Annotated in this window: 21 protein-coding genes; 14 read left to right on the forward strand and 7 right to left on the reverse strand. The window is 70.5% G+C overall.

The window, feature by feature from the left end; all coding sequences use genetic code 11:
• Positions 1-60 precede the first annotated feature (60 nt).
• Positions 61-513, forward strand: coding sequence for a hypothetical protein (locus tag AB0O01_RS16440; protein WP_365313942.1), 453 nt, complete (start codon positions 61-63; stop codon positions 511-513).
• Positions 506-658, forward strand: a complete 153-nt coding sequence (locus AB0O01_RS16445) for a hypothetical protein (RefSeq protein ID WP_365313944.1) — start codon at positions 506-508, stop codon at positions 656-658. The genes AB0O01_RS16440 and AB0O01_RS16445 overlap by 8 nt, the downstream gene beginning before the upstream one ends.
• A gap of 11 nt (positions 659-669) precedes the next feature.
• On the opposite strand, the gene AB0O01_RS16450 is transcribed toward AB0O01_RS16445, so the two are convergent.
• Positions 670-1812 carry an alpha/beta hydrolase gene (locus AB0O01_RS16450; RefSeq protein WP_365313946.1) on the reverse strand — a complete coding sequence of 381 codons (1143 nt, stop codon included), beginning with the start codon at positions 1810-1812 and terminating at the stop codon, positions 670-672.
• Positions 1813-2429: 617 nt separating this feature from the next.
• Between AB0O01_RS16450 and ngcE the strand changes: the two genes are divergently transcribed.
• The 10 genes from ngcE to AB0O01_RS16500 all read left to right on the forward strand — a co-directional run bounded on the left by ngcE (position 2430) and on the right by AB0O01_RS16500 (position 16119).
• Positions 2430-3929 (forward strand): N-acetylglucosamine/diacetylchitobiose ABC transporter substrate-binding protein, encoded by a 1500-nt coding sequence (ngcE, locus tag AB0O01_RS16455; RefSeq protein WP_365313948.1) that lies wholly within the window; start codon positions 2430-2432, stop codon positions 3927-3929.
• A gap of 68 nt (positions 3930-3997) precedes the next feature.
• Complete coding sequence (locus AB0O01_RS16460) at positions 3998-4924, forward strand: sugar ABC transporter permease (RefSeq protein ID WP_365313950.1); 927 nt, start codon at positions 3998-4000, stop codon at positions 4922-4924.
• Positions 4925-4927: 3 nt separating this feature from the next.
• A complete protein-coding gene (locus AB0O01_RS16465) occupies positions 4928-5869 on the forward strand; it encodes a carbohydrate ABC transporter permease (protein ID WP_365313952.1) in 942 nt (313 codons plus the stop codon).
• A gap of 207 nt (positions 5870-6076) precedes the next feature.
• Complete coding sequence (locus AB0O01_RS16470) at positions 6077-7276, forward strand: ROK family transcriptional regulator (protein ID WP_365313954.1); 1200 nt, start codon at positions 6077-6079, stop codon at positions 7274-7276.
• A 133-nt stretch (positions 7277-7409) separates the two neighbouring features.
• Positions 7410-8516 (forward strand): substrate-binding domain-containing protein, encoded by a 1107-nt coding sequence (locus AB0O01_RS16475; RefSeq protein ID WP_365314408.1) that lies wholly within the window; start codon positions 7410-7412, stop codon positions 8514-8516.
• 164 nt (positions 8517-8680) lie between these two features.
• Positions 8681-9472, forward strand: a complete 792-nt coding sequence (locus AB0O01_RS16480; protein WP_365313956.1) for an ATP-binding cassette domain-containing protein — start codon at positions 8681-8683, stop codon at positions 9470-9472.
• Positions 9469-10761: a sugar ABC transporter permease gene (locus AB0O01_RS16485; RefSeq protein WP_365313958.1), complete on the forward strand. Its 1293-nt coding sequence runs from the start codon at positions 9469-9471 to the stop codon at positions 10759-10761. Before AB0O01_RS16480 ends, AB0O01_RS16485 begins: the two co-directional genes overlap by 4 nt.
• A gap of 243 nt (positions 10762-11004) precedes the next feature.
• Positions 11005-12924, forward strand: coding sequence for a 1-deoxy-D-xylulose-5-phosphate synthase (dxs, locus tag AB0O01_RS16490; RefSeq protein ID WP_365313960.1), 1920 nt, complete (start codon positions 11005-11007; stop codon positions 12922-12924).
• A 171-nt stretch (positions 12925-13095) separates the two neighbouring features.
• The gene (locus AB0O01_RS16495; protein ID WP_365313962.1) at positions 13096-14607 is read left to right on the forward strand and encodes an amino acid permease; all 1512 of its coding nucleotides are present in this window, start codon (positions 13096-13098) and stop codon (positions 14605-14607) included.
• Between the two features lie 90 nt (positions 14608-14697).
• Complete coding sequence (locus AB0O01_RS16500; RefSeq protein WP_365314410.1) at positions 14698-16119, forward strand: glycosyltransferase family 39 protein; 1422 nt, start codon at positions 14698-14700, stop codon at positions 16117-16119.
• 124 nt (positions 16120-16243) lie between these two features.
• Here AB0O01_RS16500 and AB0O01_RS16505 read toward each other — a convergent pair whose 3' ends face one another.
• Complete coding sequence (locus tag AB0O01_RS16505) at positions 16244-16609, reverse strand: NTP pyrophosphohydrolase (RefSeq protein ID WP_365313964.1); 366 nt, start codon at positions 16607-16609, stop codon at positions 16244-16246.
• 66 nt (positions 16610-16675) lie between these two features.
• Between AB0O01_RS16505 and AB0O01_RS16510 the strand changes: the two genes are divergently transcribed.
• Positions 16676-17704 carry a hypothetical protein gene (locus AB0O01_RS16510; protein ID WP_365313966.1) on the forward strand — a complete coding sequence of 343 codons (1029 nt, stop codon included), beginning with the start codon at positions 16676-16678 and terminating at the stop codon, positions 17702-17704.
• A 146-nt stretch (positions 17705-17850) separates the two neighbouring features.
• Here the strand turns inward: AB0O01_RS16510 and AB0O01_RS16515 are convergent, their stop codons facing one another.
• The 5 genes from AB0O01_RS16515 to AB0O01_RS16535 all read right to left on the reverse strand — a co-directional run bounded on the left by AB0O01_RS16515 (position 17851) and on the right by AB0O01_RS16535 (position 24732).
• Positions 17851-19986: a 3-hydroxyacyl-CoA dehydrogenase NAD-binding domain-containing protein gene (locus AB0O01_RS16515; RefSeq protein WP_365313968.1), complete on the reverse strand. Its 2136-nt coding sequence runs from the start codon at positions 19984-19986 to the stop codon at positions 17851-17853.
• The gene (locus AB0O01_RS16520; protein WP_365313970.1) at positions 19983-21200 is read right to left on the reverse strand and encodes an acetyl-CoA C-acyltransferase; all 1218 of its coding nucleotides are present in this window, start codon (positions 21198-21200) and stop codon (positions 19983-19985) included. Before AB0O01_RS16520 ends, AB0O01_RS16515 begins: the two co-directional genes overlap by 4 nt.
• Positions 21201-21494: 294 nt before the next feature.
• Positions 21495-22796 carry a ribonuclease D gene (locus AB0O01_RS16525; RefSeq protein ID WP_365313972.1) on the reverse strand — a complete coding sequence of 434 codons (1302 nt, stop codon included), beginning with the start codon at positions 22794-22796 and terminating at the stop codon, positions 21495-21497.
• Between the two features lie 159 nt (positions 22797-22955).
• A complete protein-coding gene (locus AB0O01_RS16530) occupies positions 22956-23618 on the reverse strand; it encodes a response regulator transcription factor (protein WP_003972894.1) in 663 nt (220 codons plus the stop codon).
• 436 nt (positions 23619-24054) lie between these two features.
• Positions 24055-24732: a DUF3000 domain-containing protein gene (locus AB0O01_RS16535; RefSeq protein ID WP_365313974.1), complete on the reverse strand. Its 678-nt coding sequence runs from the start codon at positions 24730-24732 to the stop codon at positions 24055-24057.
• A 130-nt stretch (positions 24733-24862) separates the two neighbouring features.
• Between AB0O01_RS16535 and hemE the strand changes: the two genes are divergently transcribed.
• The gene (gene hemE, locus AB0O01_RS16540) at positions 24863-25933 is read left to right on the forward strand and encodes a uroporphyrinogen decarboxylase (RefSeq protein ID WP_365313976.1); all 1071 of its coding nucleotides are present in this window, start codon (positions 24863-24865) and stop codon (positions 25931-25933) included.
• Positions 25934-26123 lie beyond the last annotated feature (190 nt).

Below are 26123 nucleotides of genomic sequence, written 5' to 3' on the forward strand. Positions count from 1 at the left end.
TCACATTCAGTCCAGGGTGATGCACACACAGTGACCTATGGCTGAAACAGGAGCCCCACCATGCCCAACCCCAGCGGAGCCAACCCCTCCCAAGACGCCTACGAATCCCTCCTGGACCTCCTCACCCGCCTCGGCATCATCCCCACCCACGCCCGCGTCGACTGGGCCACCGAAGAAGAATCCGCCCCCATCCTCATCGGCCGCCTCGGCGTCGCCGACGTGCTCCGGCTCAACCGGGCCCTCCGCGCCGCCCTCGACCTGCGCAACCCGCCCGGCGTCCCCGCCCACCGCCCCGTCACCGGCGAAGCCGTCCTCGACCTCGCCACCGACGGCATCGGTGAGGTCGTCGGCTACCTCCTGCGCCCGCTGGAGCCCGGCCGGCCCTGGACCGCCGACCCCGACAACATCCGCCGCCCGGAGCGGGACCGGCTGATCCGGGCCCGCCTCGCCCGCCTCACCCACCTCCCGGTGGGCCTCGTCCCCGCCCCGCCCACAGGGCTCGTCCGTGACTGAACGGCCCACGACCGCCGAGGAGGAGCCCCGGTGCACCGGGAACTCCCCCTCGGACAGTCATCTCTGGAGCGGGCTCCTCATGCTCCTCGTCTGGTCCTCCGTCTTCGCTTTCGTGATGGCCGTGGTCCTGGCCCACGGCCGGTGAGCGGAGCGCTGTTAGCTGCCGATCTTCTGGTCCAGGAACCCGGTGATCACGTCCATCACCTTCTGCGTGGACCACAGCAGCCCGGCGTCCGGGTCGCCGAGGAAGGACATGTCCCCGTGGTTGGCGCCCTGGACGACATAGCGGGTGCCCTCGACGCCCTTCGCCTTGAGCGCGTTGAGGTAGGTGAGGGTCTGGCTGGGCGAGACGATCTGGTCCTGGTCGCCGTGGAGCATGACGACCGGCGCCGAGACTCCCCGGCGCAGATAGGTCGCGGGGTTGGCGGCACGGTTCGCGCGGGCGTCGGTCGCGACGGTGCGTGTCGAACCGGGCCCGAAGACATAGTTGTTGATGAAGCTGCCCGGCGCCATGTAGGCCGTCTGCGTCGCGGCGTCGTAGTCGTCGGCCATGCCCGCCAGGTCACTCGCGCCGAACTCGTCCACGACGGCCTGCACGGAGCTGCTCTGGTTCAGGTTCTCGCCGATGTCGAACCGCTTGATCCCGTTCGTGGCCCCGGCCATGGCCGCGAGGTAGCCGCCCGCCGACTGCCCCCAGACGGCGACCTGGCTGGCGTCGATGCCGTACTCGTCGGCGTGGGCCCGCAGATAGCGGACGGCGGACTTCACATCGGCGAGGCCGTCCTCGTAGGTGGCCCCGGTGAGCTGGGTGCGGTACTCGATGCTGGCGACCGCGTAGCCCTGGTCCGCCACATAGGTGCGCTGACCCAGGTTGGCGGACTTGTCGGCGGTGATGAAGCCGCCGCCGGTGATGTAGATGACGAGCGGCTTGTCACCCGGGGTGTCCGGGATCTGGAGATCCAGCTTGAGGTCCGTCTCGACGCCCCCGGTGGTGGGCGAGGAGTACGTGATGTCCTCGTACAGCGTCGGCGCGGTGGTGCTGCACTGCATCTGCGGCCCATCCGGGACGATCACCGTGCTGGTGCTGGTGTCCGTCGGCTTCACCGAGCTGGTGAGCGGGAACGGGATCGGCTCGGTGCCCGGTGCCTCGGTCGGTGTCGGGCAGGGGCCGAGCTGTGTCGCGACGCCGGTGTGCACGGTGGTGGCCGCCACGGCCGGGGCGCCGGTGGAGCCGACCGCGAGCCCCAGTCCGAGAAGTACGACTCCGGCGATGTTCCTGGCCGCGATGGATGCGGACATGGATGAGCCTCCTGCGAAGTAAATGGATAACTTTCTCCGCTTGAAGGTAGTCCGGCTTTCTGTGAGGGAAGTGGGCCGGTTCACAGGCGTTTGCCAGCTTGCTCCCCTGTGGCCGGATGTCCTCGGAGTCCGATGGCCGGAGACCGGAACCCGCTGGCCGGTGACTCCGGATCCAGTGGAACCCGAGGCCCGCTCCACCGGGACGGGCCCGACTCGGATGGCGAAGCGGAACGGAACCCGGCCCGGACGGGCTCGGATCATTCACAGTGATCGCACATGTCGGGGAGGTCTCAACTCGGAAAAGACCGCCGCCCAACCCTGCGCTCGATCTTGCTCCGCCCCCGGGAAATGGACTATACCTGTCGGCCACCAGGCGGTGTTCGTCCTGGGGAACGCGGCATGTCACGCACTGTTTCGGTGCGTCTCGTACGACCCTCGAAGCACGAGAACGACCACGAGAACGACCACGCACGGCCCGTACGCCCCGCAAGCCCGTAAGCCCTGCCCACCCCCCATTTTTCGCACCACCTTCGTGCACGAACCAGCTCGACCCGATCGCGGTGCCGGCAAGTGATCCGGTTCACCGCCTGAGTCCTGGAGAAGGCGAGGACTTGAGCATGGGATCCCTTTCCGGCGTGAACGAGAACCACAGCGAGAACCACAGCGAGAGCCAGAACGAGCAGCAGAGCGGAGTGCGCGGCCTCGGGCGGCGCAACCTCATCAAGCGCTCCGCCGCGCTCGGCCTGATCAGCGTCCCCACGATGAGTTTCCTGTCCGCCTGTGCCAGCGGGGGCGGCGGGGACAGTCAGGACAAGGCCGACGCCGGTGAGAAGACCGACAAGAACCCGCTCGGCGTCAACAACTCCGCCGGGATGGAGTTCGTCCTCTTCGACGGCGGTTTCGGCAAGGAGTACGCCGAGGACGCGGTCAAGATCTACGAGACCGCCTTCCCCGAGGCCAGTGTCAAGTTCTCCGCCACCCAGAAGATCCAGTCCACCCTCCAGCCCCGCTTCAACCAGGGCAGCCCGCCGGACCTGATCGACAACTCGGGTGCCGAGCAGATGGACATGGGTGTGCTCGTCGGCAAGAACCAGCTCACCGATCTCACCCCGCTGCTGGACGCCGCCTCGTACGACGACCCGGCCAAGAAGGTCCGCGACACCCTGCGCCCCGGCATCGTGGAGATGGGGCAGTTCGACGGCGACCCGGTGTGGATCCTGTACTACGCCTACACGGTGTACGGCGTCTGGTACTCGCAGAAGGCGCTGGACTCGCTGGAGGTCGAGTACCCGCAGACCTGGGACGAGATGCTCGCCGTCTGCGCCGCCGCCAAGAAGAAGGGCATCGCGGGCTGGACGTACGCGGGCAAGTACCCGTACTACATCCCGTTCTCGCTGTACCCGATGATCGGCAAGGTCGGTGGGCGCGAGGTGCTGGACGCCATCGACAACCTGGAGCCGAACGCCTGGAAGCACCCGGCCGTCAAGACCTGTTTCGAGGCGTACTACGAGCTTCAGGCCAAGGGGTATGTGCTCAAGGGCACCCCGGGGCTCGACCACATCCAGTCGCAGACCGCGTGGGCCGAGGGCAAGGCGCTGTTCCTGCCGAACGGCTCCTGGGTGGAGAACGAGTCGGCGAACGTCATCCCCGCCGACTTCAACCTCGCCGTCTCCGCGCCGACCGGGATCGACAGCTCCGACAAGATGCCCTTCGGCACCATCTGGGCGTCCGGCGGTGAGCCCTTCATCGTCCCGGCGCAGGCGAAGAACGCCCCGGGCGGTATGGAGCAGCTCCGGATCATGCTCAGTGAGGCGTCGTCCAAGAACTTCACCAGCAAGGTGAAGTCGCTGACGGCCTTCGACGGCGGTACCGACGGGATCGAGCTGACCCCGGGGCTGAAGTCGGGTGTGGCCGCGCTGGACCTCGCCGGGGACAACGTGGTGAACCCGCGACTCCAGGACTGGTACGTGAAGCTCCAGAAGGAGCAGATCGGGGTCGGCGGGCTCGGCGAGATGATGGCGGGGCGGCTCACCCCGACGGAGGCGATCAACAAGATCCAGGGGTATGCCGACGAGGCCGCCAAGGACGACTCCATCAAGCACTACAAGCACCAGTAGGGCGGTAGTGATCAGGTGAGGATCCGTCACCAGCGGCTCCACCCGCGCACAGATCGGGGTCGGTAGCAATGCAGCACGGCAAGTACCGCTTCATCGTGGGGTTCCTCGCGGTCCCCCTCGGGCTGTACGCCCTCTTCGTCGTCTGGCCGTTCCTCCAGTCCATCTACTACTCGTTCACGGACTGGACGGGACTGAGTCCCGACTTCAAGATGGTCGGCTTCGACAACTACGAAAGAATGCTCGACGACGAGATCTTCTGGAAGTCGTTGCAGCACAGCCTGCTGTTCGCGCTGCTGGTGCCGCTGGTGACGATCGGCCTGGCGCTGTTCTTCGCCTTCATGATCAATGTGGGCGGACGGAAGCGGAAGGGCGGCCCCGCGATCACGGGCGTGCGGGGCTCGTCCTTCTACAAGATCGTGTACTTCTTCCCGCAGGTGCTGTCCATCGCGATCGTGGCCCTGCTGTTCGCCTTCGCGTACAACCCGGACAGCGGCGCCATCAACTCCGTCCTGCGGGGGATCGGGCTGGACGGCATCCAGCCACTCTGGCTCGGTGACCCCAATCTGGCGCTGTGGGCCGTGATGGCGGTGCTGGTCTGGTCCACGGTCGGGTTCTTCGTGGTGCTGTTCTCCGCGGGCATGGCCTCCATCCCCACCGAGATGTACGAGGCGGCGCTGCTGGACGGCGCCGGCCGGGCCACCACCTTCTTCAAGGTGACCCTGCCGCTGCTGTGGGACACCGTGCAGTCCGGCTGGGTCTATATGGGCATCCTCGCCCTGGGCGCCGAGTCCTTCGCCGTCGTGCAGATCATGACGGTCGGCCCCGGCGGCCCCGACTACTCGACCACCGTGATGGTCCTGTACGTCTACCAGAAGGCGTTCCGGGACGGTCAGGCCGCCTACGCCACCACCATCGGCGTCGCCCTGCTCGTCGTCACCCTGGTGTTCGCCGCCGCCGTGATGCGGCTGGGCCGGCGCGAGCGGCTGGAGTACTGAGAGATGAAGACGACCCAGAGCCCCGCTGCCGGGCCCCCCGCCGAGCCCACCGGGTCCGGCACGGTGACCCTCACCAAGACCGGGACCACCGCCCCGGTACCCCAGGAGGAGAAGAAGAAGGACGGCTCCGTCCTCAATGTCTTCTCGCACGGCGTCCTGATCATCTGGGCGATCATGGTGGTGATGCCGCTGCTGTGGGCGGTGATGACCTCCTTCAAGGACGACCGCTCGATCTTCTCCTCGCCCTGGTCCCTCCCCGACAGACTGCGCTTCGACAACTGGTCGCGGGCCTGGACCGAGGCCAATATGAGCGACTACTTCCTCAACACCGTCCTGGTGGTGGGGGGTTCACTCATCGGCACCCTGCTGCTCGGCTCCATGGCCGCCTATGTGCTGGCCCGCTTCGAGTTCCCCGGCAACCGGTTCCTCTACTACCTGTTCGTCGGCGGGATGAGCTTCCCCATCATGCTGGCCCTGGTCCCGCTGTTCTACGTGGTCAACAACATGGGCCTGCTGAACACCATCCACGGGCTGATCCTGGTCTACATCGCCTACTCGCTGCCCTTCACGGTGTTCTTCCTGACCGCGTTCTTCCGCACCCTGCCGACCTCGATCGCGGAAGCCGCCTTCGTCGACGGCGCGTCGCACTCGCGCACGTTCTTCCAGATCATGCTGCCGATGGCCAAGCCGGGGCTGGTGAGCGTCGGGATCTTCAACTTCCTGGGCCAGTGGAATCAGTACATGCTGCCCACGGTCCTCAACACCGACCCCGACAAGCGGGTCCTCACCCAGGGCCTGGTGCAACTGGCCGTCAGCCAGGGGTACAAGGGCGACTGGTCGGGGCTGTTCGCCGGGCTGGTGATGGCGATGCTGCCGGTGCTGGCCGCGTACATCGTCTTCCAGCGCCAGGTCGTCCAGGGGCTCACCGCGGGCGCCCTGAAGTGACCCGCTGGTAACGCCATGAAGTGACACTCCGCAAACGGTTCATGACACGCCGCTCCCCGTCCAGGGCAGCGGCGTGTCAGGCATGTCCGGGATCGGGGATCAAGTTCAACCTCTTGACGGGAGGTGACCAAAACAGGTCAGCTAATAGTTCACTAGTTGGACATAGACGGGGCCCCATCGGCGCGGCCCCGTGCGCGGGAGGTCGTCGTGGAGACTCCGGGGTCGCAGTCGTCGCTGCACCGAGCCAACCTGGAGCGGGTCGTACGGGCCGTACGGCTGGCCGGATCACTCACGCAGGCGGAGATCGCCCGGACCACCGGCCTGTCCGCCGCCACCGTCTCCAACATCGTGCGTGAACTCAAGGAGGGCGGCACCGTCGAGGTCACCCCCACCTCGGCCGGGGGCCGCCGGGCCCGCAGCGTCTCGCTGAGCGGCGACGCCGGGATCGTGATCGGTGTCGACTTCGGGCACAGCCACCTCAGGGTCGCCGTCGGCAACCTCGCCCACCAGGTGCTCGCCGAGGAGGCCGAGCCGCTCGATGTGGACGCCTCCGCGGCGCAGGGCTTCGACGCGGCGGAAGCCCTGGTCAACCGGCTGATCGCGGCCACCGGAGTGGACCGTTCGAAGATCGCCGGGATCGGGCTCGGGGTCCCCGGGCCGCTCGATGTGGAGTCCGGCACGCTCGGCTCCACCGCCATCCTGCCCGGCTGGACCGGCACCCGCCCCGCCGAGGAACTGCGCGGCCGGCTGGGCGTCCCCGTGCACATCGACAACGACGCCAATCTCGGCGCCCTCGGGGAACTGGTCTGGGGCGCCGGAAAAGGCGTCCGCGATCTGGCGTACATCAAGGTCAGCAGCGGTGTCGGCGCCGGTCTGGTGATCGACGGGAAGATCTACCGGGGGCCCGGCGGCACCGCCGGGGAGATCGGGCACATCACCCTCGACGAGTCCGGCCCGGTCTGCCGCTGCGGCAACCGGGGCTGTCTGGAGACCTTCGCCGCCGCCCGCTATGTCCTGCCGCTGCTGCACTCCAGCCATGGCGGCGATCTCTCCATGGAGACCGTGGTCCGCCTCGCCCGGGACGGCGACCCGGGCTGCCGCCGGGTGATCGCCGATGTCGGACGGCACATCGGCAGCGGGGTCGCCAGCCTCTGCAATCTGCTCAACCCCAGCCGGGTCGTGCTCGGCGGCGATCTCGCCGAGGCCGGTGAGCTGGTCCTCGGCCCCATCCGCGAGTCCGTCGGCCGCTACGCCATCCCCAGCGCCGCCCGCCAACTCTCCTTGTTCCCCGGGGCACTCGGCGGCCGGGCGGAGGTGCTCGGGGCGCTCGCCCTCGCCCTCGGCGAGATGGGCGATTCGGCGCTTTTGGACGGCTCCCTGGCCGGCGCCGCGCCTGCCTTCACTTAGATAACGTATGGCACCGTTGCCATCTCGTTAAGGATTTACTTCTTGACGTCGTACGTGTGGCCGAGTTGACTTCCAGCCACCTCGGCCGCAACGACGCGGCCTCGTCAGGGAGGTTTCTGAAGTGAACACGCGTATGCGTCGTGCCGCCGTAGCCGTCGCAGCAGGTGCGATGGCCGTCTCGCTCGCCGCCTGTGGCAGCGCCGAGGAGGCGGACGGCGGCAGCAGCGACTCCAGCAGCTCCGCCGCGGCCAAGGGTGATGACATCAAGGTCGGTCTTCTCCTCCCGGAGAACAAGACCGCGCGCTACGAGAAGTTCGACCGGCCCCTGATCGAGAAGAAGATCAAGGAGCTGACGAACAACAAGGCGGAGATCCAGTACAACAACGCCCGCCAGGACGCCAACCTCCAGGCCCAGCAGGTCGACACGATGATCACCAACAAGGTGGACGTGCTGATCCTGGACGCCGTGGACGCCAAGGCGATCAAGAACTCGGTGCAGAAGGCCGTCGACGCCGGGATCGAGGTCGTCGCCTACGACCGCCTCGCCGAGGGCCCGATCAGCGCCTACACCTCCTTCGACAACGTCGAGGTCGGCAAGACCCAGGGCGAGGCCCTCCTCGCCGAGCTGGGCGACAAGGCCGGTGACGGCGAGATCGTCATGATGAACGGCTCCGTCACCGACCCGAACGCCGCCATGTTCAAGGAGGGCGCCCACTCCGTCCTCGACGGCAAGGTGAAGGTCGGCAAGGAGTACGACACCAAGGAGTGGTCGCCGGACAACGCCAACGCCAACATGGAGGCGGCGATCTCGGCGATCGGCAAGGACAACATCGTCGGTGTCTACTCCGCCAACGACGGCATGGCCGGCGGCATCATCACCGCCCTGAAGGCCGCCGGGATCGATGTCCCGGTCACCGGCCAGGACGCCGAGCTGGCCGCCGTGCAGCGGATCGTCGCCGGTGAGCAGTTCATGAGCGTCTACAAGCCGTACGCCCCCGAGGCCGACGCCGCCGCCGAGATGGCCGTAGCGCTCGCCAAGGGCGAGGACCTCACCGCCATCGCCAAGGACAAGGTCTCCAGCGACAGCGCCACCGACGTCCCGTCCGTCCTGGTCCCGGTCACCTCGCTGACCCAGGAGAACATCAACGACACCGTCATCAAGGACGGCGTCTACACCGCGGCCGAGATCTGCACCGACAAGTACAAGGCCGCCTGCGACGCGGCCGGTATCGGCGGCTGACCCTCCCCGCACGGCACGGCGGTCCCGCAGGGGCCGCCGCCACCGGACTCCTCCGGCGCCCCGCTTCCAGCCCCGCAAAGCCAGTGCGGGGCGCCGGACGGAACATTTCCCCCCATACCCCCAGTCTTCGCACAAACCTTCCGCCGGGTCAGGCGGCGAAGGAGATGGTTCACGTGACCGCTACGCCCGTGCTGGCGTTGCGCGGGGTCTCCAAGCGATTCGGTGCCGTCCAGGCGCTCACCGATGTCGAGCTTGAGGTCCACGCCGGTGAGGTGGTCGCCCTGGTCGGCGACAACGGCGCCGGAAAATCCACCCTGGTCAAGACGATCGCCGGTGTCCACCCCATCGACGAGGGTGCCATCGAGTGGGACGGCCGGTCCGTCTCCATCAACCGGCCGCACGACGCCCAGCACCTGGGCATCGCCACCGTCTACCAGGACCTCGCCCTCTGCGACAACATCGATGTCGTGGGCAACCTCTTCCTCGGCCGCGAGCTGAAACGCTTCGGCGTCCTGGACGAGGTCGAGATGGAGCGCCGCTCGCGCGAGCTGCTCCAGACGCTGTCGATCCGCATCCCCAGCGTCCGTATCCCGATCGCCTCGCTCTCCGGCGGTCAGCGCCAGACCGTGGCCATCGCCCGCTCCATGCTCGGCGCGCCCAAGCTGGTCATCCTGGACGAGCCCACCGCGGCCCTCGGCGTCGAGCAGACCGCCCAGGTGCTCGACCTGGTGGAGCGGCTGCGCGAGCGCGGCCTCGCCGTCCTGCTGATCAGCCACAACATGGCCGATGTCAAGGCGGTCGCCGACAAGGTGGCGGTCCTGCGCCTGGGCCGCAACAACGGCGTCTTCGAGGTCAAGACGACCTCGCAGGAGGAGATCATCTCCGCCATCACCGGCGCCACCGACAATGCCGTGACCCGCCGTGCGGCGCGCACGACCGGGGAGGGAGCGAAGTGACCAGCCTCGACAAGACGCCCGAGCCGGCGCCCACGGCCGTGGAGAACCCGGAGGCCGCCGCCGCGGCGGTGACCGCCGTCGACCCCCGGCTGCTGGTCCGCGAGCAGGGCCTCGCCGGGTACCTCGGCGAGTTCAAGCGGAAGATCCGCGCCGGTGAGCTGGGCTCCATCCCGGTGATCATCGGTCTGATCGTGATCTGCGTCGTCTTCCAGAGCATGAACTCCGCGTTCCTGTCCGCGCAGAACATCAGTGACATCACCGTCACCATGGTCGGCACGGGCATGATCTCCGTCGGCATCGTCTTCGTGCTGCTGCTCGGCGAGATCGACCTCTCCGTCGGCTCGGTCAGCGGCGCCGCCAGCGCCATCGCGGCCGTCCTCGCCGTCAACCAGGGCTGGCCCGAGTGGCTCGCGGTGCTCTTCGCGATCGGCGCGGGCGCGCTGATCGGCGCGGCGCACGGCTTCTTCTTCGCGGTCCTCGGCGCCCCCGCCTTCGCGGTCACCCTGGCCGGGCTGCTGTTCTGGCTCGGCTTCATGCTCCAGACGCTGGGCGAGAACGGCACGATCAACCTCGACAGTGACGGCTTCATCGGCAACCTCACCACGTACTTCTTCACCGATGTCGCCGCCGCCTACGGACTGGCCGCGGTCGTCACCGGCGTGTTCTTCGTGACGTCGTTCCTCGGGAACCGGCGCCGGGAGGCCGCGGGGGTGCCGTCCCGGCCGATGAGCGACACCCTGCTGCGGACCGTGCTGCTCGCGGTGATCTCGTTCGCCGCGGCCTTCATGTACAACCAGTACAAGGGGCTGCCGCTGGCCACCGTGATCTTCCTGGTGTTCCTGGTCGCCACGGACTTCGTGCTGCGGCGCACCTCCTACGGGCGCAAGGTGTTCGCGCTCGGCGGCAGCGTCGAGGCGTCCCGCCGGGCCGGTATCAATGTCACCGCGGTGCGGATCTCGGTGTTCGCGATCTCCGGCGGGTTCGCGGCGATCGGCGGTCTCTTCCTGGCGTCGAAGATCGCCTCCGCCAACCAGAGCGCGGGCGCGGGCGACCTGCTGATGAACGCCATCGCGGCGGCCGTGATCGGCGGCACCTCGCTCTTCGGCGGGCGCGGCCGGACCTGGAACGCGCTGCTGGGTGTGCTGGTGATCGTCTCCATCCAGTACGGGTTGCAGTTGGAGTCGATCGCGGAGCCGGTGAAGTACATGATCACGGCCGGTGTGCTCCTCACGACCGTGGTGATCGACTCCGTCACCCGGCGTACGCAGAAGACGGCGGGCAGGGCCTGATCCCAGGGGAGCGAGTGCGCGTCGTGGTCGCTCTTCGCGCAGTTCCCCGCGCCCCTTGGGCGCATACAGTCCCCGGCATCGAACACGGTGCCGGGGATTCTGTATGTCATACGGAAGGCTGCTCATGGGTAGAGCCGATCGCGTGATGTATGACCCACTCTCCGGGCGCCGCCGCTCGGGGCGGAAGATTAGACTCGACGAGCCCGGCAACAGCTCGAACAGCTCTACTGCAAGGAGGCACGGGTGCCGCTGCTGACCCGCATCAGGGGACCGCGCGATCTGGACCGGCTCAGCCCGGAGGAGCTGGACCAGTTGGCCGGGGAGATCCGGAGCTTCCTGGTCGACGCCGTCGCCAAGACCGGCGGCCACCTCGGCCCCAACCTCGGCGTGGTCGAGCTGACCCTCGCGCTGCACCGGGTGTTCGAATCGCCCAAGGACCGGGTGCTCTGGGACACCGGCCACCAGGCGTATGTCCACAAGCTGATCACCGGGCGCCAGGACTTCGGCCGGCTGCGCGCCAAGGGCGGGCTCTCCGGCTACCCCTCGCGCGCCGAGTCCGACCACGACGTGATCGAGAACAGCCACGCCTCCACCGTCCTCGGCTGGGCCGACGGCCTCGCCAAGGCCAACCAGCTCCTGAAGAAGGACGACCATGTCGTCGCCGTGATCGGCGACGGGGCGCTGACCGGCGGAATGGCCTGGGAGGCCCTCAACAACATCGCCGACGGGGACCGCCCCCTGGTCATCGTCGTCAACGACAACGAACGGTCGTACGCGCCCACCATCGGCGGCCTCGCCAACCATCTGGCGACCCTCAGGACCACCGACGGCTACGAGCGGTTCCTCGCCCGCGGCAAGGACCTGCTGGAGCGCACCCCGGTCGTCGGACGGCCCCTGTACGACACCCTGCACGGCGCCAAGAAGGGCCTCAAGGACTTCATCGCCCCGCAGGGCATGTTCGAGGACCTCGGCCTGAAGTACGTCGGCCCGATCGACGGGCACGACATCGAGGCCCTGGAGTCCGCGCTGAACCGGGCCAAACGGTTCGGCGGCCCGGTCATCGTGCACTGCCTCACCGAGAAGGGCCGCGGCTACGAGCCCGCCGAGCAGGACGAGGCCGACCGCTTCCACGGCATCGGCCCCATCCACCCCGACACCGGCCTGCCCATCAAGGCGTCCGCCGCGAGCTGGACCTCCGTCTTCGGCGACGAGATGGTCCGCCTCGGCAAGGAGCGCGACGACATCGTCGCCATCACCGCCGCCATGCTCCAGCCGGTCGGCCTGAAGAAGTTCGCCGAGGAGTTCCCCGACCGGATCTACGACGTCGGCATCGCCGAGCAGCACGCCGCCGTCTCCGCGGCCGGTCTCGCCACCGGCGGCGTCCATCCCGTCTTCGCGGTGTACGCCACCTTCCTCAACCGCGCCTTCGACCAGGTCCTGATGGATGTCGCCCTGCACAAGTGCGGCGTGACGTTCGTGCTGGACCGGGCGGGTGTCACCGGCGACGACGGTGCCTCGCACAACGGCATGTGGGACATGTCCATGCTCCAGGTGGTGCCGGGGCTCCGGATCGCCGCCCCGCGCGACGCCGAGCAGCTCCGCAGCCAGCTTCGGGAGGCCGTGACCGTCGAGGACGCGCCGACCGTGCTGCGCTACTCCAAGGGCGTCGTCGGCCCCGCCGTCCCCGCCGTCGGCCGGATCGGCGGCATGGACGTACTGCGCGAGCCCGGCACCGACACCCCCGATGTGCTGCTGGTCTCCGTGGGCGCCCTCGCCCCGATGTGCCTGGACATCGCCACCCTGCTGGACCGCCAGGGCATCTCCGCCACCGTCGTCGACCCGCGCTGGGTCAAGCCGGTGGACGAGGCCCTCGCCCCGCTCGCCGAGCGGCACCGCGTGGTCGTCACCGTCGAGGACAACTCCCGGGTCGGCGGGGTCGGCTCCGCCGTCGCCCAGGCCCTCCGGGACGCCGGGGTGGATGTTCCGCTGCGCGACTTCGGCATCCCGCCGCGCTTCCTCGACCATGCCTCGCGCGCCGAGGTGATGGCCGAGATCGGGCTGACCGCGCCGGACATCGCCCGGCAGGTCACCGGCCTGGTCGCCAAGCTGGACGGCAAGTACGGGCAGACCGCCACCAGCGCGATCGAGGCCGCCCGCGACTGACCCCGCGCCCCCTGTCCAGACGGCACGCCGTACGGACGCCCGAATGGGCCGGTTCCCTCCCCGACACGGGTGGTGGAACCGGCCCATTCGCGTGACGCCGCTCGTGCCGGGGCATGCGCGGGGCACCCCCTCTCGATCATGTCGGGGACGGCAAGCGTGGGAGGTACACCCGTGAGCAGCACCCTCTTCCGGACGAAGAAGGTCGAGCAGTCCATCCGCGACACCGAGGAGCCGGAACACGCGCTGAGAAAGTCCCTCTCCGCGCTGGATCTGACGGTCTTCGGCGTCGGCGTGATCATCGGCACCGGCATCTTCGTCCTCACCGGCACGGTCGCCAAGAACAACGCCGGACCCGCCGTCGCCCTCGCCTTCGTGGTGGCCGGTGTGGTCTGCGCGCTCGCCGCGCTCTGCTACGCCGAGTTCGCCTCCACGGTCCCGGTGGCCGGGTCCGCCTACACCTTCTCCTACGCCTCGCTCGGCGAACTCCCGGCCTGGATCATCGGCTGGGACCTGGTCCTGGAGTTCGCGCTCGGCACGGCGGTGGTCGCGGTCGGCTGGTCCGGCTACATCGCCTCGCTGCTCTCCAACGCGGGCTGGGAACTCCCCGCGGTACTGGGCTCCCGCGACGGGGCGACGGGCTTCGGCTTCGACATCCTCGCCGCCGCCCTGGTGCTGGTCCTCACCTTCGTCCTCGTCCTCGGCATGAAGCTGTCCGCGCGGATCACCTCCATCGTCGTCGCCATCAAGGTGGCCGTGGTCCTGATCGTGATCATCGCCGGGTCCTTCTTCATCACCGGCAGCAACTACGACCCGTTCATCCCCGAGTCCCAGCCGGTCCCGGCGGGCGGCGACCTCCGGGCGCCGCTGATCCAGCTCATGGTGGGCTGGGCGCCCTCCAACTTCGGGGTGATGGGCATCTTCACCGCCGCGTCCGTGGTGTTCTTCGCGTTCATCGGCTTCGACGTCGTCGCCACCGCCGCCGAGGAGACCCGCAACCCCCAGCGCGACATGCCCCGGGGCATCCTCGGCTCCCTCCTCATCTGCACCATCCTGTACGTGGCGGTGTCCATCGTCGTCACCGGTATGCAGCACTACAGCGAACTGTCCGTCACCGCCCCCCTCGCCGACGCCTTCAAGGCCACCGGCCATCCCTGGTACGCCGGACTCATCAGCTTCGGCGCCGCCGTCGGCCTCACCACCGTCTGCATGATCCTGCTGCTGGGCCAGACCCGGGTCTTCTTCGCCATGAGCCGGGACGGCCTCCTGCCCCGCTTCTTCTCCTACGTCCACCCCCGCTTCAAGACCCCGTACCGGCCGACCATCCTGCTCGGCGTGATCATCGCCATCGTCGCCGGGTTCACCCCGCTCAGCGAACTCGCCGAGCTGGTCAACATCGGCACCCTGTTCGCCTTCGTGGTCGTCGCCATCGGCGTCGTCGTGCTGCGCCGCACCCGCCCCGACCTGCCCCGCGCCTTCCGCACCCCCTGGGTGCCCTGGCTGCCGATCATCTCGGTCGCCGCGTCCCTGTGGCTGATGCTGAACCTGCCCGCCGAGACCTGGATCCGGTTCGGCGGCTGGATGCTCCTCGGGGTGGTCGTCTACTTCCTCTACAGCCGCACCCACAGCCGCCTGGCCCGCGGCGAGGACGAGCCCGCCACCCCACCCACAGGTGACACGCAGTAACGCTCCCCGATCCCTCCCGGCCCCGTATGTCCTGCTTCAGCGGGACCTACGGGGCCGGATAGCGTACGCAGCGTGTGTGCCGCCCCCGCGATCCCCGACCTCTCGGCGACTCCGTCCCCCGCGCGGACGGGCCGCTACTGGACCCGGCTGCTGCCGCTCCTCACCGCGCTGGCCTGCCTCACCCGCCTGCCCTCGTTCATCCACCCCCTGTGGAGCCCCGACGAGGGCTATCTCGCCGTCCAGGCCCGCCTCCTCGCCCACGGCGGCACCCTCTACGAGACGGTCGTCGACCGCAAACCCCCCCTCGTCCCCCTCCTCTACCAAGGCGCCTTCGCCCTCACCGGCTCCGACACCCTCACCGGCGTCCGCGTCCTCGCCGTCGGCGCCCACCTCCTCACCGCCGTCCTGCTGGTGTCCCTGGCCCGCCGCCGCTGGGGCGACCGCGCCGGACGCACCGCCGGAATCCTCTACCTGCTCCTCTCCATCGGCGTGAACCCCGAGGACGCCCAGGCCGCCGGGTTCGAGGTGTTCATGCTGCCCTGCACGGCCGCCGCCCTGTGGTGCGCCGACCGCCGCCGCTGGACCCTCGCGGGGCTCGCCGTCGCCGCCGCGTTCCTGGTCAAGCAGACCGGGGGAGCGGTGCTGCTGCCGGTGCTGTGGCACTGGCACCGCGCCACCGCCGCCGACCGCCGCGCCCTGCTCGCCCTCACCGCCGGGGCCGTCCCGCCCATCCTCGCCGCCGCCCTGCTCACCGACCCCGGCGGCTTCCTCTTCTGGACCGTCACCGGCTCCGGCGCCTACGCCTCCCTCACCGGCTCCGAACTCCACGTCCTGGCCCGCGCCCTGGGCAACGCGGCCCTCCTCGCCACCGCCTGCGCCGCCCTGCTCCCCGCCCTCGCCCGCACCCGGGGCGGCCCCGCCACCCGCGACCTGTGGCTGTGGCTCGCCGCCTCCGCCGCCGCCGTCTGCGCCGGCTTCCACTTCTTCGGCCACTACTACCTGCAACTCCTGCCCCCGCTCGCCCTGCTGGCCACCGCCGCCCTCCGCCACCGCCCCGCCCGCGCCCTGATCGGCACCGCCTGCTGCACCGCCCTCTTCCTCACCTGGGGCCTGCTGGCCCCCCGCCCCGAACTCGCCCACACCCAGCGCCTCGCCGACGCCACCGCCCGCCGCACCACCCCCAGCGACACCGTCCTGATCTGGGGCATGCACCCCGAGACCTACTGGCTCGCCCACCGCACCCCCGCCAGCCGCTACCTCACCGCCGGACTCCTCACCAACTACAGCGGCGGCCGGGACGGCCCCCGGGTCGGCGAGGCGTACGCGGTCCCCGGCACCCTCCCCGTCTTCCGCGCCGAACTCACCACCCGTCCCCCCGCCCTGATCGTCGACGACTCCCGCGGCAAGCCCTACGCCCCGCACCGCGTCCCGACCCTGCGCCGCCTGCTCACCGCCCACTACCAGGAGGTCGAACGCATCGACGGAGCGATCCTCTACGCCCGCGTCCCCTGACCCACGACACGGGCACGCGCCACCCGCGCACCGACGGGGTCCCGCCGCCTCCGCCCCCGACCACAGGGGCCCTGTCCCCGCCCCGACCGACACCCCGCCACCTCCGCCCCCAACCCAAAAGGCACTACCCCCGCACCGACCGGGGCCCCGCCACCTCCGCCCCCAGTTCCCCCACCCGCCGCCGCAGCTCCCGGTCCGCCGTCACCACCAGCACCTCCCGGCCCGCAGCCGCCGCCACCAGCGTCACCATGTGGTCGTCCCCACTGCCCGGCGCGTCCTCCACCCGCACCCCCGCCACCGACGCGACCCCCTTCGCCGCCCCCTCCACCACCAGCACGATCTCCACCGGCCCCTGACGCCCCGGCACCCCGTCCGCCGCCAGTCGGTCCCGCAACCGCTCCGCCGCCCCCCGCCGGTCCCGCCACCACCCGTCGGGCACCGACCCGACCACGTTCGCCGCGTCCACGATCACCAGCAGGCCGTCACTCATGAGGTCAGGGTCGCACGACCCGCGCGGGGCTTCACCCCGCGACCGCATTAAGGTGGGGTCGTGTCAATGGTCCGTACAGTGAACGGCGACTGGCTCATACGCGGCCGAGACGGCCGGCTCAGCGTCTACCTCTCCACCGACGAGGCGGTCCTGTGCCGCGCCGAGAGCGCCCCCGGCGGCCCCTGGGGCCCGGTGCGCCGAGTCGGCGGCGCACAGCGCCTGCACGGTGGTTTCGCGCTCGCCCGTGGCGCCGACGGCTACACCCATCTGGCCGCCTGGCGGCCGACCCGGGGCGAGGAGCACGGCCTGCTCCACTCCACGCACTTCCGCCCGCTGCTCGCCCCGCTGGACTGGTTGCCCGTCGGCCACCCCAACCGGCAGGGCGCGCGCACCGGGGACCCCGCCGTGGCCGTCGACGAGGCCGGGCGCGCCTATGTCTTCGTCCGCAACCGGGGCCTCGGCGTGCACACCGTCAACCAGAAGTCGCTCGGCGGCTGGAACGCCTGGCACGACCTGCGCGGCTCCAAGGTGCACGAGCACCTCGTCGCCGTCACCGCCGAGTCGGGCCTCGTCGCGGTGTACGCCACCAACCCCGACGGCATCCTGCGCTGGCACCAGGAGGAGGCCGGTGCCCGCCCGGTACCGGGCGACCCCCTGCGGACATCGGTGGAACCGGGCACGCTCAGCGCCCTGCCCACCTCCAAGGAGCACACCACCCTGTACTACACCGACCCCGAGGGCACCCTGCACGCCTGGCGGCCCGGCGAGGACCCGGTCCCCCTGCTCCCGGCGGCGGGCCCCGGCCCGGTCGCCACCCTGCGCTGCGACCTCGACGGCCACGACTGCACGATCCTCGCCCAGCGCTCGGCCTCCGGCAGGATCGCCTTCGCCGCCTACCCCACCGAACAGGAGTCCGCGGGCCTGTGGTGGACCGAGTCGGGCCCCCAACTCCCCACGGACACCAGGGTGTCCCTCACCACGGACGCGGAGGGCAGGGTGGTGGCGGCGACGGCGACCCCGGAGGGTGTGCTGCGAGTTTCCCGCCAGAAGGACGAACCGGGCCTGGCCCTGGCGGCCTGGCAGGAAATCCCGTAGCACCTGTAAAGGGCATTTAGGGGCGCTGGGGATACCCCCTCTGGGGGAGGAACTGCGCGACCAGCCCCCACCCACCCGCACTATGGCGACAAACGAAAACGCCGGCCCCCCGTACAACCCACGTACAGGGAACCGGCGTAACACCGCTACGCGACCGGCACGCTCGCCACCCCGGCCGCCAGGAACCGCGCCCCATTCACCCGCTCGGACACCCCTTCCCGATCCAGATACGGCGTGATCCCGCCCAGATGGAACGGCCACCCCGCCCCGGTGATCAGACACAGGTCGATGTCCTGCGCCTCGGCGACGACCCCGTCCGCCAGCATCAGCCCGATCTCCTGCGCGACAGCGTCCAGCACCCGCTCCCGCACCTGCTCCTCCGTCAGCACGGCGTCCCCCTGCCGGAGCAGCCCCGCGACCTCGGGATCCAGCACGGGTGCCCCGCTGTCGTAGACGTAGAACCCGCGCTTGCCCGCCTCGACGACCGCCTTGAGGTTGGGGGAGACGGTGAAGCGGTCGGGGAAGGCGCGGTGCAGGGTCTCGGAGACATGCAGGCCGATCGCCGGGCCGACCAGCTCCAGCAGCACCAGCGGGGACATCGGCAGCCCCAGCGGCTCGACCGCCTTCTCGGCGACCGGGACCGGGGTGCCCTCGTCGATGACGTTCTGGATCTCGCCCATGAAGCGGGTCAGGATCCGGTTGACGACGAACGCGGGGGCGTCCTTGACGAGGACGGCCGTCTTCCTCAGCTTGCGCGCCACGGCGAACGCGGTGGCCAGCGAGGCGTCGTCGGTCCGCTCGCCGCGCACGATCTCCAGCAGCGGCAGCACGGCGACCGGGTTGAAGAAGTGGAAGCCGACGACCCGCTCGGGGTGCTTGAGCCGCGAGGCCATCTCGGTGACGGACAGCGAGGAGGTGTTGGTGGCGAGGATCGCGTGCGCCGGGGCGACCGCCTCGACCTCCGCGAACACCTGCTGCTTGACGCCGATCTCCTCGAACACGGCCTCGATCACGAAGTCCGCGTCGGAGAAGCCCTCGGCCTTGTCCAGGACGCCGGTCACCAGACCCTTGAGGCGATTGGCCTGGTCCTGGTTGATCCGCCCCTTGCCGAGCAGCTTGTCGATCTCGGCGTGGACATAGCCGACCCCCTTGTCGATCCGCTCCTGGTCGATGTCGGTCAGCACGACCGGCACCTCCAGGCGGCGCAGGAAGAGCAGCGCGAGCTGGGAGGCCATCAGTCCGGCGCCGACGACACCGACCTTGGTGACCGGCCGGGCGAGGCTCTTGTCGGGCGCTCCGGCGGGCCGCTTGGCACGCTTCTGGACCAGGTTGAAGGCGTAGATCCCGGAGCGCAGTTCGCCGCCCATGATGAGGTCGGCGAGGGCGCTGTCCTCGGCGTCGAAGCCCTTCTGGAGGTCGCCGTCCTTGACGGCGGCGATGATGTCCAGGGCCCGGTAGGCGGCCGGGGCGGCGCCGTGCACCTTGCCGTCGGCGAGACGGCGGCCGTGGGCGACGGCCGCGTCCCAGCCCTCACCCCGGTCGATCGCGGGCCGCTCCACGGTGAGGTCGCCCTTGAGCACCTGGGCGGTCCAGATCAGCGACTGCTCCAGGAAGTCGGCGCCCTCGAACAGCGCGTCGGCGATCCCGAGATCGTGGACCTGCTGCCCCTTGAGCTGCCGGTTCTGGTTGAGGCTGTTCTCGACGATGACCGAGATCGCGTTCTCGGGGCCGATCAGGTTCGGCAGCAGGGTGCAGCCGCCCCAGCCGGGGACCAGGCCGAGGAAGACCTCGGGCAGCGAGAACGCGGGCACCGCCCTGGAGACGGTCCGGTACGTGCAGTGCAGCCCGACCTCGACGCCCCCGCCCATGGCGGCGCCGTTGTAGTAGGCGAAGGTCGGCACGGCGAGGCCGGAGAGGCGCTTGAAGACGTCGTGGCCGCCCTTGGCGATGGCGAACGCGTCGGCGTGCTCCTTGACCAGTTCGACGCCCTTGAGGTCGGCGCCGACGGCGAAGATGAACGGCTTGCCCGTGATGCCGACCCCGGTGATCTCCCCGGCCGCGGCCTCCTTCTCGACCTGGTCGAGGGCGGCGGCGAGGTTGGCCAGGGACGCCGGTCCGAAGGTGGTCGGCTTGGTGTGGTCGAACCCGTTGTCGAGGGTGATCAGGGCGAACCGCCCGGCCCCGGACGGCAGTTCCAGATGCCGTACGTGCGCCTGCGTCACGACCTCGTCGGGGAACAGCTCGGCCGCGCCCTTCAACAGCTCTGCGGTGGTGGTGCTCACTTGTCCCCCTCGAAGTGCGGGTTCTCCCAGACGACGGTGGCGCCCATGCCGAAGCCGACGCACATGGTGGTGAGGCCGTAGCGGACCTCGGGCTGCTCCTCGAACTGCCGGGCGAGCTGGGTCATCAGCCGCACCCCGGAGGAGGCCAGCGGGTGGCCGTAGGCGATGGCGCCGCCGTACTGGTTGACGCGCGCGTCGTCGTCCGCGATGCCGTAGTGCTCCAGGAAGGCCAGCACCTGCACGGCGAACGCCTCGTTGATCTCGAACAGCCCGATGTCCGAGATGGACAGCCCCGCCTGCGCGAGGGCCTTCTCGGTCGCCGGGATCGGCCCGTAGCCCATCACCTCCGGCTCGACCCCGGCGAAGGCGTACGACACCAGCCGCATCCGCACCGGCAGGCCGTGCTCGCGGGCGAAGTCCTCGGCGGCGATGATCGAGGCGGTGGCCCCGTCGTTCAGCCCGGCCGCGTTCCCGGCCGTGACCCGCCCGTGCACCCGGAACGGCGTCTTCAGCCCGGCCAGGTTCTCCAGCGTCGTCCCCGGCCGCATCGGCTCGTCGGCGGTGACCAGCCCCCACCCCGTCTCGCCCACCTCCGGGTTGGTGTTGCGCACCGAGATCGGCACCAGGTCCTGCTGGATCTTCCCGTTGGCGTACGCCTTGGCGGCCTTCTCCTGCGACCGCACCGCGTACTCGTCCGCGCGCCGCTTGGTGATGCCCGGGTAGCGGTCGTGCAGGTTCTCCGCGGTCATGCCCATGAACAGGGCCGACTCGTCCACCAGCTTCTCGCTCACGAACCGCGGGTGGGGGTCGACGCCCTCACCCATCGGATGCCGCCCCATGTGCTCGACCCCACCGGCGATGACGGCGTCGTACGCCCCGAAGGCGATGGACCCGGCGGTGGTGGTGACGGCGGTCAGCGCGCCCGCGCACATCCGGTCGATGGAGTAGCCCGGCACGGACTGTGGCAGCCCCGCCAGGATCCCGGCCGTCCGGCCCAGGGTCAGCCCCTGGTCACCGATCTGCGTGGTCGCGGCGATGGCGACCTCGTCGATCTTCGCGGGGTCCAGGTTCGGGTTGCGCCGCAGCAGCTCCCGGATGGACTTCACGACGAGGTCGTCGGCGCGGGTCTCGTGGTAGATGCCCTTCGGGCCCGCCTTGCCGAACGGGGTACGGACGCCGTCGACGAAGACGACGTCCCTGACGTTACGAGGCACGATGGCACTCCTCCAGAGATCCAGAGATGCGGACGCTGAGCGCTTGCTCACCACCATGCTACTTGCCAGTAACGTAGCTGCCCACCCCCACCACTGAAGGGGCGCGGGGAACTGCGCAAAAATCCGACCACAACCCGCACCCGCCACTCCCCCCGAACCCTGATCCCCCCTTCAGGGGCGCGGGGAACTGCGCAAAAAACCGACCACGACCCGCACTCGCCCCCCTCCTAGCCCCCCACTCCCCCCAGGGGCGCGGGGAACTGCGCGAGACCCCCCACAACCCGCACCCGCCCCCTACCCCTCGCTGCCCCCCGCTTTGGCGGAAAACGCACTCACCAAAACCGGCGCCACCAACTCAACCTGCCACTCCCGAGCCCCCAACGCCCCCAGCGCCGCACTCACCCCCCCCACATCCGCGGCAGCGGGCGGCTCCCAGCACACCCGCCGCACCGTGTCCGGCGTGATCAGATTCTCCTGCGGCAGCCCCAGCCGCTCCGCCAGCGCCGTGACCCCCGCCCGCGCCGCCGACAGCCGTGCCGCCGCCTCCGGGTCCTTGTCCGCCCAGGCCCGGGGCGGCGGCGGCCCCGCCACCGTCTGCCCCGGCTGCGGCAGCCGGGACTCCGGCAGCGCACGGGCCCGGTCCACCGCCGCCTGCCACTGCTCCAACTGGCGCCGCCCGGTCCGCGGCCCGAAGCCGTTCAGCGCGCCCAGCGCCTGGACGGTGGTCGGCACCGCGAGCGCGGCCTCCACGATCGCCGCGTCGGACAGCACCTTGCCCGGCGAGACGTCCCGCCGCTGGGCGATCCGGTCCCGGGTCTGCCACAGCTCGCGCACCACGGCGAGCTGCCGCCGACGCCGCACCTTGTGCATCCCGGACGTCCGCCGCCAGGGGTCCTTGCGCGGTTCGGCGGGCGGCGCGGCGGCGATGGCCGCGAACTCCTGGCGGGCCCAGTCAAGCTTGCCCTGCCGGTCCAGCTCCTTCTCCAGCGCGTCCCGCAGATCGACCAGCAGCTCCACGTCCAGCGCCGCGTAGCGCAGCCAGGGCTCGGGGAGGGGGCGGGTGGACCAGTCGACCGCGCTGTGCCCCTTCTCCAGCACGAATCCGAGCACGCTCTCGACCATCGCGCCGAGCCCCACCCGCGGGAACCCGGCCAGCCGCCCGGCCAGCTCGGTGTCGAAGAGCGTGCTGGGCAGCATGCCTATCTCGCGCAGGCACGGGAGGTCCTGGGTGGCGGCGTGCAGCACCCACTCCACCCCGGAGAGCGCCTCGCCCAGGCCCGACAGATCCGGACAGGCGACGGGGTCGATGAGCGCGGTGCCCGCGCCCTCGCGGCGCAACTGCACCAGATACGCCCGCTGCCCGTAGCGGTATCCGGAGGCCCGCTCGGCGTCCACGGCGACGGGTCCCGACCCGGCCGCGAACGCGGCGATCACGGCGGCGAGGGAGTCGGCGTCCGCGATCACCGGCGGAATGCCCTCACGCGGTTCGAGCAGCGGTGTCGGCGCCCCAGGAGCAGTGGTACCGCCGTCGTCCGGAGGGGCGCCCCCGGTGGTTCGCAGTGAACTGGCTGCTGCGGTGTCTTGGGCGTCGGTCACCTGTCAAGGGTATCCGTGTACGGACGGCGCCCGCCGACGGAACGTTCCGTCGACGGGCGCGCGGGGGTCGTAAACCAGTCATGTCGGTGAAAGGCCGGGTTCACGGCGATGGCGGGGGGTGGATGACAGGGACATGGGGACGGGAGGGGGTGCGGGGGGTCAGTGGATGATGCCGGTGCGCAGGGCGACGGCCACCATCCCGGCGCGGTCGCCGGTGCCCAGCTTGCGGGCGATCCGGGCGAGGTGGCTCTTGACGGTCAGGGCGGACAGGCCCATGGAGACGCCGATCGCCTTGTTCGACTGGCCCTCCGCGACCAGCCGCAGCACCTCGACCTCGCGGCCGGACAGCTCGCGGTAGCCGCCCGGGTGGCTCGGGGCACCCGGGGGACGGCGGTGCAGCCGGGCGGCGGCGGCTCCGATGGGGGCGGCACCGGGACGGGTGGGGAGCCCGACGTTGGTGCGGGTGCCGGTGACGACATAGCCCTTCACACCGCCCGCCAGGGCGTTGCGCACCGCGCCGATGTCGTCGGCGGCGGACAGGGCGAGGCCGTTGGGCCAGCCCGCGGCGCGGGTCTCCGAAAGGAGCGTGAGGCCGGAACCGTCCGGCAGGTGGACGTCCGCGACGCAGATGTCGCGCGGGTTGCCGATCCGGGGACGCGCCTCGGCCACCGACGACGCCTCGATGACATCGCGGACGCCGAGCGCCCACAGATGCCGGGTGACGGTGGAACGGACGCGCGGATCGGCCACGACCACCATCGCGGTGGGCTTGTTCGGACGGTAGGCGACCAGGCTTGCGGGCTGCTCAAGAAGAACGGACACCAGGCCTCCTGGGGTGCGGGACGGGGCCGGCTCGTGGGGATGAAGCCGGTACGAACCGTGCTTTCAAGGTCACTGAGGTCTTCGGCAGCAAACCCGTGGTCCTTTAGAGAATGATCACGATCCAGTGAGTAACAATCCGTGCAATTCGGACACGCGGTCGATCGTCCGAAGATCGAATCGGATCGGTCGGAGCCGATTGAGTGGCGCAAAGTGGCCGAATCGACAAAGTGACGGCATAGAAACCCGGCGTTCGGGCGATGCGGGAGGGATGGCGGGGGAGAGGCCGCCGGCGGGGGCCGGGCATGCGTGAGGGGCACGCCCGCCGGACGTGCCCCTCGTGCCCCTCGTGCCTCTTATGTCCCTCGGTCGTGCTGCCCGGCGTCAGCGTGCCGCGCTCATCGACTGCTCACTCATCGACTGCTCACTCATCGACCACTCACCGGGACTGCGGCCCCCGCCGCTGCGGAAGCGTCACCACCGAGGCGTCCCCCGGGCCGGCCGGCGGCAGCCCCGCCACCTGCGCCAGCAGATCGCTCCAGGCGGCCAGATGCGCACCCGTGTCCGGCACCCCGCCCAGCCCCTCGCGCGGCGTCCAGGACGCGCGGATCTCGATCTGGGAGACGGCGGGCCGCGCGGAGAGCCCGCCGAAGTAGTGCGAACCGGCGCGCGTGACCGTCCCGCTCGCCTCGCCGTACGTCAGCCCGCGGGCCTGGAGCGCACCGGTCAGCCAGGACCAGCACACATCCGGCAGCAGCGGATCCACCGCCATCTCCGGCTCCAGCTCCGCCCGCACCAGCGTCACCAGCCGGAACGTGCCGCGCCAGGCGTCGTGCCCGTCGGGATCGTGCAGCAGCACCAACCGGCCGTCGGCGAGGTCCTGCTCGCCGTCCACCACCGTGGCCTCCATCGCGTACGCGAACGGAGCCAGCCGCTTCGGCGCCGGGACCGTCTCGATCTCCAGGTGCGGGCGCAGCCGCGCGGAGCGCAGCGCGTCGACCGCGGCCGTGAAGGGCGGCGGGGCCGTGCCGTCCGGATTCCGTGAGCCCTCCCCGTTGTCCTTCGGTTCGTCCATTCCGCCAGCGCCGTCCGACAGTCGTCCCTGAGCCGCAGCCATGCGGGGAAGATTAAGCGGAACGGGGCCCGAGCGCAGGGCAAGACACCCCGGCCACCGTGCCCCACCGGGCCGGGCGGCGCCCCGCGTCCCCTCGGCGGAAGCCCCCCACCCCCCATGGGACACTGGCCCCGTGAGTGCCAACGGACGCCCCACGGGCCAGCCCCCGACAGCCACCCCCCATGACTCCGCCTTCCTGAGGGCGTGCAGGCGGGAGCCGGTGCCGCACACCCCGGTGTGGTTCATGCGCCAGGCCGGGCGTTCGCTGCCGGAGTACCGCAAGGTCCGTGAGGGCGTCGCCATGCTGGACTCGTGCATGCGGCCCGACCTGGTCACGGAGATCACCCTCCAGCCGGTCCGGCGCCACGACGTCGACGCGGCGATCTACTTCAGCGACATCGTCGTCCCTCTCAAGGCGATCGGTATCGACCTCGACATCAAGCCCGGCGTCGGCCCGGTCGTCGAGCGCCCGATCCGCACCCGCGCCGACCTCGCCCAGCTCCGCGATCTGACCCCGGACGACGTCCCCTACGTCACCGAGGCCATCGGCCTGCTCACCGCCGAACTGGGCGCGACCCCCCTGATCGGCTTCGCCGGGGCCCCGTTCACCCTCGCGAGCTATCTCGTGGAGGGCGGCCCGTCCCGCACGTACGAGAACGCCAAGGCGATCATGTACGGCGACCCGGAACTCTGGGCCGACCTGCTGGACCGCCTCGCGGAGATCACGGCGGCGTTCCTGAAGGTGCAGATCGAGGCGGGCGCCAGCGCCGTCCAGCTCTTCGACTCCTGGGCCGGCGCCCTCGCCCCCGCCGACTACCGGCGCTCGGTGCTGCCCCACTCCGCGAAGGTGTTCCGCGCGGTCGAGGGGTACGGCGTCCCGCGCATCCACTTCGGGGTCGGCACCGGTGAGCTGCTGGGCCTGATGGGCGAGGCCGGAGCGGATGTCGTCGGCGTCGACTGGCGGGTCCCGCTGGACGAGGCGGCCCGCCGGGTCGGCCCCGGCAAGGCGCTCCAGGGCAACCTGGACCCGACCGTGCTCTTCGCCCCCCAGCAGGCCGTCGAGACCAAGGCACGCGAGGTCCTGGACACGGCGGCCACCCTGGAGGGCCACATCTTCAACCTCGGCCACGGAGTCATGCCCTCCACGGACCCGGACGCCCTCACCCGCCTGGTGGAGTACGTCCACACGCAGACCACCCGCTGACACCGGACGTTCGCTCCCCGCTCAATACCGGGCGGGGCAACGCCCCCAAGGGGCGCGGGGAATCGCGCGCCCAGCCACCCACGAGCCCGCACCCGCCCCACGCCACAACGCGCAGCCCCCTGAAATCCCCGCCCCCACCCACCCCCTCCAGGGGCGCGGGGAACTGCGCGACCAGCCACAACCCACCCGC

It is taken from the genome of Streptomyces sp. NPDC093252 (assembly GCF_040683675.1).
Lineage (GTDB): Bacteria > Actinomycetota > Actinomycetes > Streptomycetales > Streptomycetaceae > Streptomyces.

What these genes read in the sequence shown, in the direction of transcription:
- AB0O01_RS16535 (WP_365313974.1), bottom strand. Translation starts at nt 24,732, where the DNA reads ATGGCTGCGGCTCAGGGACGACTGTCGGACGGCGCTGGCGGAATGGAC.
- AB0O01_RS16505 (WP_365313964.1), bottom strand. Translation starts at nt 16,609, where the DNA reads ATGAGTGACGGCCTGCTGGTGATCGTGGACGCGGCGAACGTGGTCGGG.
- AB0O01_RS16440 (WP_365313942.1), top strand. Translation starts at nt 61, where the DNA reads ATGCCCAACCCCAGCGGAGCCAACCCCTCCCAAGACGCCTACGAATCC.
- AB0O01_RS16475 (WP_365314408.1), top strand. Translation starts at nt 7,410, where the DNA reads ATGCGTCGTGCCGCCGTAGCCGTCGCAGCAGGTGCGATGGCCGTCTCG.
- AB0O01_RS16510 (WP_365313966.1), top strand. Translation starts at nt 16,676, where the DNA reads ATGGTCCGTACAGTGAACGGCGACTGGCTCATACGCGGCCGAGACGGC.
- AB0O01_RS16465 (WP_365313952.1), top strand. Translation starts at nt 4,928, where the DNA reads ATGAAGACGACCCAGAGCCCCGCTGCCGGGCCCCCCGCCGAGCCCACC.
- ngcE (WP_365313948.1), top strand. Translation starts at nt 2,430, where the DNA reads ATGGGATCCCTTTCCGGCGTGAACGAGAACCACAGCGAGAACCACAGC.
- AB0O01_RS16480 (WP_365313956.1), top strand. Translation starts at nt 8,681, where the DNA reads ATGGTTCACGTGACCGCTACGCCCGTGCTGGCGTTGCGCGGGGTCTCC.
- AB0O01_RS16450 (WP_365313946.1), bottom strand. Translation starts at nt 1,812, where the DNA reads ATGTCCGCATCCATCGCGGCCAGGAACATCGCCGGAGTCGTACTTCTC.
- AB0O01_RS16460 (WP_365313950.1), top strand. Translation starts at nt 3,998, where the DNA reads ATGCAGCACGGCAAGTACCGCTTCATCGTGGGGTTCCTCGCGGTCCCC.